Genomic DNA, 13,154 nt, shown 5'->3' with positions numbered 1-13,154 from the left:
ATAAACATTCCAAAACATACAGTTAGAACATTCACTCAAGCATTGGCAAATGCAGCCCTTGCTCTTTAGCACAAGCAATGGCTTCGGGATAACCAGCGTCTGCATGCCGCATAACGCCAGTCCCAGGATCGTTCGTCAGTACCCTGGCAATACGCTCATCGGCCTCAGCTGTGCCGTCACAAACAACCACCATTCCAGAGTGCTGCGAGAAACCCATACCAACCCCGCCACCATGATGTAAAGAAACCCAGGTCGCACCAGACGCAGTGTTCAGCAAAGCATTCAGCAGTGGCCAGTCCGACACTGCATCTGAGCCATCCCGCATGGCTTCAGTCTCCCTGTTAGGGCTGGCTACCGAGCCGGAATCCAGATGATCACGACCAATAACAACCGGCGCTGACAGTTCACCACTGCGCACCATTTCATTAAAGGCCAGCCCCAACTTTGCACGCTGACCTAAACCTACCCAGCAAATACGTGCTGGCAGTCCCTGAAACTGAATCCGCTCTCGGGCCATATCCAGCCAATTATGCAGATGCTTATCATCAGCAATAATTTCTTTTACTTTGGCATCAGTTTTATAGATATCTTCAGGATCACCAGATAAAGCAACCCAACGGAATGGACCAATACCCCGGCAGAACAGCGGACGAATATAAGCTGGTACGAATCCAGGAAAATCAAAGGCGTTATCCACACCTTCTTCCAGGGCCATCTGACGAATATTATTACCGTAATCAAATGTCGGTATACCCTGCTGCTGAAATGCCAGCATCGCACTTACCTGTACTGCCATAGACTGCTTAGCCAGACGGGTAATTTCGGCAGGTTCGGTTTCTGCCCGTTGGCGATACTCTTCCCAACTCATGCCCTGAGGTAAATACCCATTTAACGGGTCATGGGCTGAGGTTTGATCAGTCACCATATCCGGGCGCACACCCCGCTTAACCATTTCCGGCAAAATATCAGCTGCGTTTCCACATAAACCGACAGACACCGCACGCCCAGCTTCACAATGTGCACTTATCCGCGCCAGAGCATCATCAAGATCAGCTGCCTGTTCGTCCAGATAACGGGTCCGTAAACGAAAGTCTATTCGGCTTTGCTGACATTCGATCGTCAGAGAGCAGGCACCGGCAAGTGAAGCAGCCAGCGGCTGAGCGCCACCCATGCCACCAAGACCAGCAGTAAGAATCCACCGGCCGCGCAGGTTGCCGGCGTAATGCTGGCGCCCCGCCTCTACGAAGGTTTCATAAGTACCCTGAACAATCCCCTGGCTACCAATATATATCCAGGAACCGGCTGTCATCTGGCCATACATTGCCAACCCCTGAGCATCCAGTTCATTGAAATGCTCCCAGTTCGCCCAGTGAGGCACCAGATTAGAATTTGCAATCAATACCCGCGGGGCATTTTCATGGGTTTTGAAAACCCCCACCGGCTTACCAGACTGCACTAACAGCGTTTCATCTGTCTCAAGATTCTTAAGTGTATTCACCAACACGTCATAACTTTTCCAGTCACGGGCAGCGCGGCCAATACCACCATATACCACCAGCTCATGAGGATTCTCAGCTACATCCGGATGTAAATTATTCATTAACATTCGTAAAGGCGCTTCCGTTAACCAGCTCTTAGCATTTAGCCGGGTACCGGTTGGCGCAATGATATCCCCTTCACGAAATCGGTCGAGACTGCCCATGACATGCTCCTGAAACACTTAATAGTTCATTTTCAAATCAGCATACATGTATATACAACTTAAAATCAAGCTGTACGATATCTACTTATAAGTGTAGTGGCTTACATCAAGATCAGGCGTTACGTCCAAAATGACCAAATAGCTGGAACCGGCTGCCCGGAGACAGGAGCTGCGCACTGGCTACTAACTCCCCACGGGACCAGGTACGGCGCTGTATTTGCAAACAGGGCTCGGTAGAATCCATTTGCAGCCAACTGGCCTGCTGTGGTGTTGCCAGAACGGCTTCCACCAAATGCTCACCTTCAGTTAAAGGGGCAATACGGCTCAGATAAGCAGAAGGTGTGATGCAGGTGAAATCCTGTTCAAGATATTCCGGTGCCAACTCCGCATTGATCACCCGGGATTCCAGCTGAATAGGCAGCTGATTCTCAAAATGTAATAACACAGACCGGTATACCGGATGCATGGTACGCACCCCCAGCCCCAGAGCTTCCTGCTGTGAAGCCTTTGCCCGCTCAAGACAAAGCACTTCAGCCCGATGCTGATTACCACGGCTGTCAATCTCTTCTGCAATATCATGTATTTCAGACAAGGCTGAAGGGAGTTTTTTTTCTGCTACAAAAGTACCTACGCCCTGCTGTCGTTGCAGAATCCCTTCGCTTGTCAGCTCTCTCAACGCCCGGTTGGCCGTCATCCTGCTGACGTCTAGTGCTTTAACCAGCTCCGCTTCAGAAGGGACACGTTGCAGCGCAACCCAACTACCATCCCGAACCCGGCTGGCAATCGCCTGCTTAAGCTGTTCGTACAAAGGTCCGTTACCTTCAGAAAGGCTGGTTTTAAGTTCATCGGCTAAATGTTGAGACTGCTGGCGCATCTGTTACTCCGCTTGCGTATTAGCAGCAAAAATTAAAAACGATGTATTGGCTGCTGCTCAGAACGTCACTGAATTATACGGCAAAAGCTTGCAACACCAAGATAAAAAGTTGTATATACAAGGTATATCAATTTATAAAAACCGGAATTATCCGCTGCGGAGTTCACCATGTCCCATCAAATATTCTTTGCCCCTCTGGCACTTCTGCCTTCCGGCTGGCAGAAGAACGTTTTTATTGAAGTCAGCCAGGGTCAGATTATAAGAGTCGCTGAAAACCAGCCTCCTCCAGCTGATGCGCGCATATTAAACGGCCCCGTATTACCAACGATGACAAACCTTCATTCTCATGCCTTCCAGCGCATAATGGCAGGATTGAGTGAAGTAAGCCTTAATCCGAATGATAACTTTTGGAGCTGGCGAGACACCATGTATAAACTGGTTGCCAAACTCACTCCTGACGATGTCGAAACTATCGCTACCGAGTTATATATCGACATGCTAAAGGCTGGCTATGGTCAGGTTGTGGAGTTCAATTACCTACATCACTCACCGGATGGTCAGCGATATTCCGACCCGGCAGAAATGAACCGGCGCTTACTACAGGCATCTGACACAACCGGGCTGGGTATCACGCTTGCGCCAGTGCTTTACAGTTACGGAGGCTTTGGCGAACAGCCCTGCAATCAGGCTCAACAGCGTTTTTATCATGCAACCGATGAGTACCTTCGTCTTCACGAGCTTCTGGCTCCGCAGGTAAAGCAAGCTTCACTGACACAAAAACTAGCACTCTGTTTTCATTCCATCCGGGCAGTCAATGCGGAACAGATCAATCAAATTCTGGCCCATCAGCAACACAATATACCTGTGCATATTCACATTGCCGAACAGCAAAAAGAAGTCAGCGATTGCTTAGCACACTACGGGCAGCGCCCGGTAGAATGGCTTTTTAACAATACCAACGTCACTCCTGACTGGTGTCTGATTCATGCTACTCACCTCAATAAGGAAGAAATATGCAAACTTGCCCGCTCCCAGGCTGTTGCAGGTTTATGCCCAACTACTGAAGCAAACTTAGGGGACGGAATATTCCCGGCGCAAAGCTTTATCGCAGAACAGGGTCGTATTGGAATCGGCTCTGACAGCCACGTAGGCCTGTCGGTCGCTGAAGAATTACGTCTTCTCGAATACAGTCAACGGCTACAAGCCCAGCAACGTAATCGGCTATATACAACGGAGCAACCGGCGGTAGGGGACTATCTGTTTAACGCTTGCCTGCAAGGCGGTGCCCAGGCTGCCGGCATTCAAAGCGGTCTTTGTCCTGGCTCCCGGGCAGACTTCATGACATTGAATAATGAACTTGCTGAAATAGCCGGTGCACAACCTAGCCAGTTACTTAACCGCTGGATTTTCGCCTGCAGGGAAAATCCGGTGAAAGACGTATATATTGCCGGGCAGCAACGTATTTTTTCCGGACAGCATCCACATCAACAAACCAGCCGCGAAAGCTATATTGCCCTGCAGCACCGCCTTAAGTTGTAAAACCTGAGACCCGGTTCATCTAAGCCCCTGAGAAATCTCTTATTTCAGGGCATTACAACCTCATATAATGGTGACTTGTAACTATTAAAACGAACGATTGATGTGCTACAACTTTATCTAGATAAATACCTGTACACAGTACCGCAGGTATTGCCGGCTCAGGATGAGCATACCGGTCAATTTGCCGGAAGCCCTGAATATCGTACAAGGAATTTCAACATATTCTGGCTTCCGTCCTGATCAGATAACTTTTAGCGGACTGAATCATGACATCAATACCGAAGGCAAACTCTTTGTTTCGCGTTTTGCTATACGCCTTCACTTTTTGCTACATCCTTCCTGCCAATGCTCAAACCGATATGCCTGTATTTGAGCAAGCATTCGATAAACATCCTTCAGTCATGTTACTAATTGATGCCGACAGTAAACAAATAGTTAATGCCAACCCCGCAGCGGCGGAGTTTTACGGCCACTCAGAGGCCACGCTTGAAAACATGAGCGTTGCAGATCTTAACATGTTAACGCCAAAACAAGTTGCCGTAGAAGTAAGACTGGCCCGTCAGGAAGGCCGACAATTTTTTATCTTCAGACATCTAATGGCCGACGGCAGTAATCGAAAAGTTGAGATCAGAACAGTTCCCCTCCAAACGGAAAACAAAGTACTGCTCTACTCAATTGTGACGCCTGTCACACCTAAAATGGATAAGGTTATCGGCCATTACCAGAACCAGCTGGAAGCTATGGTGGACGTACAGACGGATGAAATTGCCAGCAAGAGCCGTCAAGTCATCTGGGCGATGGGCGGTTCGATTGTATTACTGCTAATCCTCATAATACTTCTGTATAAATCTATGCGCCGGGGCCACGAAGCCCGCCAGCAAGCGGAAGAAAATGAAGCAACTCTATCATCTATTTTCGACGGCATTTCTGATGCCATCATTTGCGCGAACCCCGACGGCAGAATTATTAACGCTAACCGTGGCAGCGAAACCCTGTTTGGCTACAGTCTGAATGAACTCATCGACAGTGATGCAGACAGGCTCTACAAGCAATCCAAAGATATCGCCGCATATCAGGACCTGCAATACTCAGAAAACAGCCACAATGCAGCCATCTACGAAGCAGACTACCGACGTGCCAACGGCTCTTCTTTCAGCGGAGAAACACTGGCGACAGTAATGACAGACCCTCAGGGGAAACCTCTAGGTTATGTCAGAGTTATCCGGGATATCTCAGAACGTAAAAAGTCCCATGAAAAACTGCGCCTGGCTGCCAGCGTGTTTAAACATACCAGTGAAGGCATCATGATAATTAGTCCTCAGGGCACATTACTGGACACTAATGATGCTTATACGCATATCACCGGTTATAGCCACAATGAGGTAGTTGGACAGAATATACGCGACCTCTTCTGGGAATTTCATGAGACCGATGAAGCGCTCATGATGTACCAGTCTCTTCAGGAACATGGTCACTGGGAAGGCGAGTTAGAAACCACACACGCGAATAATGCTTCCCGGACACTCAAGCTGACCATCAACGCTGTTAGCGATACTCACAGAAATCTTCAGCAGTATGTCGCTCTCTTCTACGACATTACTGATCAGAAGCTTAAAGATGAACAGTTACGCAGTATTGCGCACTATGATGCGCTGACTAATTTACCCAACCGATTACTTCTTGCCGACCGTCTGGAACACGGCATGCTACAAATTAAACGTCGTAACCTGAGCCTGGCAATTGTCTATCTCGATCTGGATGGATTTAAAGCGGTTAATGATACCTGGGGGCATGAGGTTGGTGATCAACTGCTGGTAGAAATCGCCCGGCGTATGAAGTTTGCCCTGCGGGAAACAGATACCGTTGCCCGGCTTGGCGGTGATGAATTTGCCGCTATTTTTGTCGATTTACCAATGGGGCTGCCATACGAAATCTATCTGCTGCGTTTATTAAAAGCTACCAACGAACCGATTTATATCAATAATCTGGAGCTCAAAGTATCAGCTAGCCTGGGTGTAACTTTTTATCCACAGCAGGAAGATATAACCGCAGAGCAATTACTCCGCCAGGCCGATCAGGCAATGTATCAGGCGAAACTTGCAGGTAAAGGCCGCTATCACATATTCGATTCTGATTTAGCCAGGGATATTAAGCACCAGCATGAAGAAGTCGAGCGTCTGAAACAGGCAGTTCTCAATAACGAATTTGTACTTCATTACCAGCCCAAGGTAAATATGCGTACCTCTCAGGTGTTTGGTGTTGAAGCATTAATACGCTGGCAGCATCCGCAGAAAGGCTTGTTATCACCTGCACATTTCCTGCCTATGACTGAAGAGCACGCACTGGCGATTGATATCGGCGAGTGGGTAATAGATGCAGCTTTACGTCAGCTTGCACGCTGGCATGCTCAAGGAAATATGCTATCAATCAGTATTAATGTTGGCCCCCGGCAATTACAGCAGGACAACTTTACTGAACGACTCGAAGAACTGTTAAAACGCTATCCTGAGATTGATCCGAGTTATATTGAGCTGGAGGTTTTGGAGAGCAGTATTATTCGGGATCTGCATAAAGTATCCCGGACAATGCAAAGCTGCATCAAGCTCGGAATAAATTTTGCGTTAGATGACTTCGGGACAGGCTACTCATCCCTGCGTTACCTGAAAGAGCTACCGGCAAGTATCGTCAAAATTGACCGTGGCTTTGTCATGGACATGCTCACCGACACTGAAGATCTCACTGTGCTCAAAGGTATCATCCATCTTGGGAAGCTGTTCAATAAACAGTTAGTTGCTGAAGGCGTTGAAAGTATTCGACATGGTGAATTGCTGCTTTCACTCGGCTGCTGCCTTGCACAGGGCTACGCCATTGCCCGTCCTATGCCTGCAGGAGAGATTGCCAGCTGGGTCGCACAATGGCAGGCACCGGTTGAATGGCAGGCGCAGCAGACTTTACCCGGTGAAGCCGTTTTATTGAAATAACCGATGCTAAATTTCAGGCACAAAAAAAGGCGCTGTAAGCGCCTTTTTTATAACGACAGCGAATTAACGCTGTGGGCCTGCCAGAATAATCGCTTCAGAAACACCTTCAAACTTTTCAAAATTTGAAGTGAACTGACCGATCAGATCATTTGCAGTTGCATCGTATGCACCTTTATCTTCCCAAGTCGCACGCGGATTCAGCAGCGCGTTATCAACGCCCGGTACATCCTTAGGAACAGTCAGGTTAATACCTGCCAGGTGTTCTGTTTCTACGCCAGCCAGTTCGCCATTCTGGATGGCGCTGATAATGCCGCGGGTCGTAGGAATACTGAAACGGCTACCAACGCCGTAAGCACCGCCAGTCCAGCCAGTGTTAACCAAATAAACCTGGCTGTCGAATTCTTCAATACGCTTGATCAACAGATCAGCATACTCACTTGCAGGACGTGGGAAGAATGGAGCGCCGAAGCAGGTAGAGAAAGTAGACTTAATGCCACCGCCTGAACCCATTTCAGTAGAACCAACCAGTGCCGTATAACCAGACAGGAAGTGATAAGCAGCCGCTTCCTTAGACAGAATAGATACCGGTGGCAAAACGCCAGTCAGGTCACAAGTCAGGAAGACAATAGACTTAGGCTCACCACCCATATTGGTCGCAGAGCGCTTCTCAACATGCTTCAGTGGATAAGCACAACGGCCATTTTCAGTCAGGCTTGTATCAGCATAATCAGCTACACGTGAATCATTCAGAGTAACGTTTTCAACGATTGCACCGAAACGGATCGCATCCCAAATGATTGGCTCATTCTTCTGACTCAGGTTGATTGTCTTCGCATAACAACCGCCTTCCAGGTTAAATACTACACCTTTGCCCCAACCGTGCTCATCATCACCGATCAGGTAACGTGAAGGGTCCGCAGACAACGTTGTTTTACCCGTGCCGGAAAGACCGAAGAACAGTGTAGTGCTACCGTCATCACCGATATTTGCAGAACAGTGCATTGGCAGCACGTCTTTTTCTGGCAATAAGAAGTTCTGCACCGAGAACATTGCCTTCTTCATCTCGCCCGCATAACGCATGCCAGCCAACAGTACTTTACGCTTAGCAAAGTTGATGATCACACAGCCTTCGCTGTTAGTACCATCACGCTCAGGAACACATTCGAAACCTGCAGCGTTGAAGATTTGCCATTCTTCTTTTGATTTTTGGTTATATTCTTCCGGACGAATGAACAAGTTCTGACCAAACAGGTTCTGCCACGCAGTTTCTGTGCTCATCTTAACTGGCAGGTAGTGATTAGGATCAGAACCTACATGAACAGTTGAAACAAAATGCTCGCGCTCAGCCAGGTGTTCTTCAACACGATTCCAAAGGGCGTCGAACTTATCGCCGTCAAAAGGACGGTTAATCGGGCCCCACTGGATAGCATCAGAAGTGCTAGGTTCATCAACGATGAAACGATCCATCGGTGAGCGGCCTGTACGCTTGCCAGTCTTTACGACCAGAGCACCAGAATCAGCCAGGGTACCTTCTCCCCGCTGAATAGCTCGTTCTACTAACTGAGCCGGGCTCATATTGACGTGTACAGTGTTCACGGTGTCTTTGCTCATTATTGGATTCCCTTGGCCTGCAGCCAAAAAAAATAATTACCTGGAAAGTTATTCGTCTCCGTGCGCAATTAGTTGTTTTATCAACCAACTACCCCCATGCACAGAGGAGTAAAACTGTTTCGTCCTGCTCCGACACTCGCCGGCGGATCTTATTTTTATCGGACGCGTATTATGTCAAAAAAGAGTCTGAAAAACTATGACTGAGAGCCATTCCTATTTGCTTTATACGGGGTCCATTAGTCGCTTTCGGTCAGCTTTAACGGGATGAGGTTTCACATCCCGGTACTCGCTAAACTAATCAGTGTACCTGATCAGAAGGCTTCACATTTGCGGTGATAGAAAACATTTGTACAATATCTGCCTGATCAAACTGATAGTTTTCGTTACAAAACTGGCAGTTAACTTCGATCTTGCCTTCTTCCCGGATAATTTCTTCCAGCTCATCCTGAGTTAAATACTGCAAAGCATGGCTTGTACGCTCACGGGTACAATCGCAGTTAAAACGCAGTAACTCCGGCTCATATAGGCGACATTCTTCTTCATGGAATAAACGTCGTAAAATAGTCTCATTGTCGAGACTCAAAAGCTCATCATCACTTAACGTGGCTGCCAACTGGCTAAAATGCTCCCACTGATCTTTACGGTCACCTTCTACCGGCATAACCTGAATCAGAAAACCAGCTGCCTTATCTTCACCAGTCGCCAGATGAATCTGTGTAGGTAACTGTTCAGAACGGGAGAAGTACTCCTCCAGACACTGGCTAAGATGATCGCCGTCAAGAGGAACAACCCCCTGATAACGCTTACCGTTTTCAGGCTCAATTGTAATAACCAACTGGCCATCGCCAATCAGCTCTTTCAGCTCAGCCTCTTCCGGCAACTCACCTTCAAAACGGGCAATTGCCCGTAAATCGCGCTGATGGTTACATTCAGCCATCAGGGCTTTTACATTGTTACTACCTTGCGCCTGTATAGATAAACGGCCTTCAAATTTTAACGTAGCGCTAAGTAAGCTCACAGCAGCCATCATTTCACCCAATACATTTTGGATAACTTGCGGATAGCCGTGACGCTGTATCACTTCCTGATATGCAGTATCTACGCCGGCAACAACACAACGAATGTCGGCATTATCAAAAAGAACCCGTTGGATCTGATCTGGATTGCTCATGCTTCTCTCAAACAAACAGTCGGTAACCCCTGACATTACTCTCACAGAATGAATAGCTAACATCAGAGAAAAAATTAGGGCGGCATTCTAGCATAAAACTGTACGAAAAATGCTCGATTACTGGTCTTTAAACTGCATAATCCGACGACGATCACGCTTATTTGGCCGGACATCAGGACCAAGGTTACCTCGCATAGCTTTACGCTGTTCAGCGCTTAACTCACGTTTGGCCTGGCTTTCAGAGGTTTCATTATAGAGAAGCTGAGCCTCAGAGGCTCCACGGCGCTGTTCTGATATAGCCACGATAATTACTTTTTTCTCATCAAAGCCCTGCCGGATAATAAGCTCCGCTCCGACTTCAACAATCCGGCTGCATTTGGCCCGCTGGCCTTCGTAATGCACTTTACCACCTTCAACTGCCTGCTTGGCAATTGCCCGGGTTTTAAAAAAGCGCGCGGCCCAAAGCCATTTATCTAAACGCACTTTGGAATCAGCACCCTGCGCTGCCGTGCTTTTACTATTGGTAGATTGCTTAGCCACGGATTATCTCGTCAAAATGATGGATAGCGGCGAAATCATCAATTTCGCGTTTCGGTTGCTGGCTGTCAGGCTGATAGATACTCAACAGATAACCAATGCCAAACTGCCGGGCAGACTCCAGTACCGGCAGACTGTCATCCACCAGTAAGGTCGTGGCCGGGTTAAAAGGCTCAACTTTTTGCATTTCATGCCAGAACTGTGGATCTTCTTTGGGCAGTTGGAAATCATGGGAAACGATAATGTCGTCCACCAGCTTATCAAGCCCCGTTTCCTGCATTTTCAGGTTCAGACCATCTCGGTGCGCATTAGTAACGATCAGCGTACGCATCTGTTTTTCCCGCAGGTGCGCAAGAAAGTCCTGTACATGAGGTCTGAAAGAAATTTTATCCCGCACTTCATGTTTCAGTTCCGCGATATTAATCTTCAGCTCACGGCTCCAGTAATCCAGACAATACCAGTTCAGCGTCCCCCGTTCTTCACGCAGGCGCTTCAGCAGCCAAGCCCTGGTTTCAGCGGCATCAGCCTGATGTAACTGGGCATAGCGCATTGGCACATGCTCCAGCCAGAAATAGGTATCGAAGTGCAGATCCAGCAAGGTGCCGTCCATATCTAACAGCACTGTATCTATATTTTGCCAATCCATAGGAATGTTACAGCCAGAGGGTTAATATTATTGCCAGCAGATGTAAGTATAATCCGCTTCAGCTCGCTCACCAGGCAACCGTTAAATCCCGGTACGATTAAGGAAACGCAAGAGTATGCCCGTAAAACCCGAAATATTGAAGATCAGCCAGCCGTCTCAAAGCCGGTTATTCAAAGTTGAAGCGGTTGATTTACGCTTCTCCAACGGCGTGGAACGAACCTATGAACGCCTGGCTGTTCGCGGTAATGGCGCAGTCATGATCGTCGCCCTGGATGATGCAGATAACATCATTCTGATTAAAGAATACGCGGTTGGCGTAGAAGACTATCTGCTGACATTACCCAAAGGGCTTATTGATCCGGGTGAAGACGCTATCATCGCCGCCGACCGAGAGCTAAAAGAAGAAGCAGGCTTCGGTGCCCGGGACATTGTCAGTGTTAAAGAAATGACTTCTGCGCCAAATTATATGGGCCATAAGATCACAACTGTACTGGCCCGTGATCTTTACCCCTGTAAACTGGAAGGCGATGAACCTGAAGACATGGAAGTCGTTCACTGGCCGCTGTCGCAACTGGATGAACTCTTCGCCCGGGATGACTTTACTGAAGCGCGCACCATTGCTGCACTCTATATGGTACGTGACCGGCTTAAAATAGAAGCAGGCTGAAGACGACTGCCTTCGCCTATCTACACCTTAAGTTAGTTATTAAGGATTGAGGCACTGACGGGAACCAACCCGAACAATACCTTCAATCTTCTGCTGCATAGCAGGATCTGTCACCGTTTGGTTCATAATTTCCTGCACTTCACGATCACTGAAGTGCTTATGGACATAATCCGCTAGACAGCTACATTGTGCTTCGGTGGCCTCTTCCGAAGCCATGCAACCATCTTTAAAAGGTTGCCATGTAGAGGAAGTGAGGTATTGAGTTTTCATGGTATAAACCACTAAAAGTACTGCGCTGATCCAAAGAAATACCTTACCCACAATAGCCACCGTTATTATTATTTTGCAAAATCACAGGCTTTCTATTCTATTCAGAAGCACGCATCAGCCGTGAGACGACTTTAGTCTATACAGGCCTGAACAGACTTAGAGATAAAGACACATTCTTATTCAACGCAGATTTGCCTGACATCAATACGATAGCCGTCAGGGTCGAAATATACCGGCGCATCAGTGTCAGACTGATCTGCCTGAGCCAGCAGTTCAGGCTCGTTACTCACTAGTTCGATTCCCACGAAACCAGTTTCCGGAGAGACATCATAGGCAAAAGCATCCTGCTGCTCTGTTCCCCAGTTATGCTGCAACTCAATTAACGTATAAGGCCGTTGCCAGAGCCATTCTCTATTACCAACTGCGCAGATATCCTCATCCGGCAAAGACTCGTCACTATAGCCAAGAAAATACAGTGTAAACCCGGCAAAGCCGACATCCTGACGGGATAAAAGCCGCATCCCTAAGCCCTGATAAAATGCCACACTGCGCTCAGGATTCTTTACCCGGTAAGTGATCAGTGAAAACACCGCTTCACTCCCTAACGGGTAACGGTCATCTTTAGGCTGCGGTGTATGATTAACCTCGAACCTGTGCTGGATAAGCTCTATACAATGTCCATCCGGATCATTCAGATGACAGAGATATGCTACGTCTGGCACCTGACAGGTTGGTGTGACCTCAATACCTTTTTCAGTCAGGCACTGCCTGGCTACATCTACATCAACTACAGACAAAGCTATCTTCCAGTAACCGGCAGGCACAGCACCCGGTAAACAGACAAAGTCTTCTGTTTCGATCAGTTCCAATAAAGTAGGCGGCATACTCTCAGGGCTGCGAACGTAACCCAACAGACAACAGTGCTTCCCCTGCTGTTGGTACTCACTGATCAGACTCATGCCCAGATATACCTGGTAAAACTCGCAACTACGAGCAACGTCTGCCACCCGTAAACTGTGCTTATGTATATGACGCATAAATTCACCTGCTGAGAAAGTGCACTCTATGCCGGCATTCTAACCGAGCCAATCTGAATCACACTTACATGGTTTATTTATTATCAGGTACTGCAATTGCGGCTGACATCATCGCAACC

The 13,154-nt window shown here is 47.9% G+C and carries 11 protein-coding genes; 3 read left to right on the top strand and 8 right to left on the bottom strand.

What is annotated here, in order from left to right; all coding sequences use genetic code 11:
• Positions 1-31 precede the first annotated feature (31 nt).
• Both hutU and hutC read right to left on the bottom strand, forming a co-directional pair.
• Positions 32-1,702: a urocanate hydratase gene (hutU, locus tag OCU49_RS02315; protein WP_261843420.1), complete on the bottom strand. Its 1,671-nt coding sequence runs from the start codon at positions 1,700-1,702 to the stop codon at positions 32-34.
• A gap of 112 nt (positions 1,703-1,814) precedes the next feature.
• On the bottom strand, positions 1,815-2,576 hold the full coding sequence (gene hutC / locus OCU49_RS02310; RefSeq protein WP_261843419.1) for a histidine utilization transcriptional repressor HutC: 762 nt from the start codon (positions 2,574-2,576) through the stop codon (positions 1,815-1,817).
• A gap of 168 nt (positions 2,577-2,744) precedes the next feature.
• Here hutC and OCU49_RS02305 point away from each other — a divergent pair, with 168 nt between their 5' ends.
• Both OCU49_RS02305 and OCU49_RS02300 read left to right on the top strand, forming a co-directional pair.
• A complete protein-coding gene (locus OCU49_RS02305; protein WP_261843418.1) occupies positions 2,745-4,115 on the top strand; it encodes a formimidoylglutamate deiminase in 1,371 nt (456 codons plus the stop codon).
• 266 nt (positions 4,116-4,381) lie between these two features.
• On the top strand, positions 4,382-7,096 hold the full coding sequence (locus OCU49_RS02300) for a sensor domain-containing protein (protein ID WP_261843417.1): 2,715 nt from the start codon (positions 4,382-4,384) through the stop codon (positions 7,094-7,096).
• Positions 7,097-7,159: 63 nt separating this feature from the next.
• On the opposite strand, the gene OCU49_RS02295 is transcribed toward OCU49_RS02300, so the two are convergent.
• From OCU49_RS02295 to yrfG, 4 genes are all read right to left on the bottom strand, one after another.
• Positions 7,160-8,707, bottom strand: coding sequence for a phosphoenolpyruvate carboxykinase (locus tag OCU49_RS02295; RefSeq protein ID WP_261843416.1), 1,548 nt, complete (start codon positions 8,705-8,707; stop codon positions 7,160-7,162).
• A gap of 298 nt (positions 8,708-9,005) precedes the next feature.
• On the bottom strand, positions 9,006-9,878 hold the full coding sequence (hslO, locus tag OCU49_RS02290; protein ID WP_261843415.1) for an Hsp33 family molecular chaperone HslO: 873 nt from the start codon (positions 9,876-9,878) through the stop codon (positions 9,006-9,008).
• A 117-nt stretch (positions 9,879-9,995) separates the two neighbouring features.
• Positions 9,996-10,418 (bottom strand): ribosome-associated heat shock protein Hsp15, encoded by a 423-nt coding sequence (hslR, locus tag OCU49_RS02285; protein WP_261843414.1) that lies wholly within the window; start codon positions 10,416-10,418, stop codon positions 9,996-9,998.
• A complete protein-coding gene (yrfG, locus tag OCU49_RS02280) occupies positions 10,411-11,061 on the bottom strand; it encodes a GMP/IMP nucleotidase (protein ID WP_261843413.1) in 651 nt (216 codons plus the stop codon). The genes hslR and yrfG overlap by 8 nt, the downstream gene beginning before the upstream one ends.
• A 115-nt stretch (positions 11,062-11,176) precedes the next feature.
• On the opposite strand from yrfG, the gene nudE reads away from it, so the two are divergent.
• On the top strand, positions 11,177-11,728 hold the full coding sequence (gene nudE, locus OCU49_RS02275; protein WP_261843412.1) for an ADP compounds hydrolase NudE: 552 nt from the start codon (positions 11,177-11,179) through the stop codon (positions 11,726-11,728).
• Between the two features lie 39 nt (positions 11,729-11,767).
• Here the strand turns inward: nudE and OCU49_RS02270 are convergent, their stop codons facing one another.
• Together OCU49_RS02270 and OCU49_RS02265 are read right to left on the bottom strand one after the other, a co-directional pair.
• Complete coding sequence (locus OCU49_RS02270; protein ID WP_261843411.1) at positions 11,768-11,944, bottom strand: hypothetical protein; 177 nt, start codon at positions 11,942-11,944, stop codon at positions 11,768-11,770.
• Between the two features lie 230 nt (positions 11,945-12,174).
• Positions 12,175-13,035, bottom strand: coding sequence for a VOC family protein (locus OCU49_RS02265; RefSeq protein WP_261843410.1), 861 nt, complete (start codon positions 13,033-13,035; stop codon positions 12,175-12,177).
• Between the last annotated feature and the right edge of the window lie 119 nt (positions 13,036-13,154).

Origin of the sequence: Aliamphritea ceti (genome assembly GCF_024347215.1) — a bacterium.
Taxonomy (GTDB): domain Bacteria; phylum Pseudomonadota; class Gammaproteobacteria; order Pseudomonadales; family Balneatricaceae; genus Amphritea; species Amphritea ceti.
This window is presented reverse-complemented; position numbering and strand designations above follow the sequence as displayed.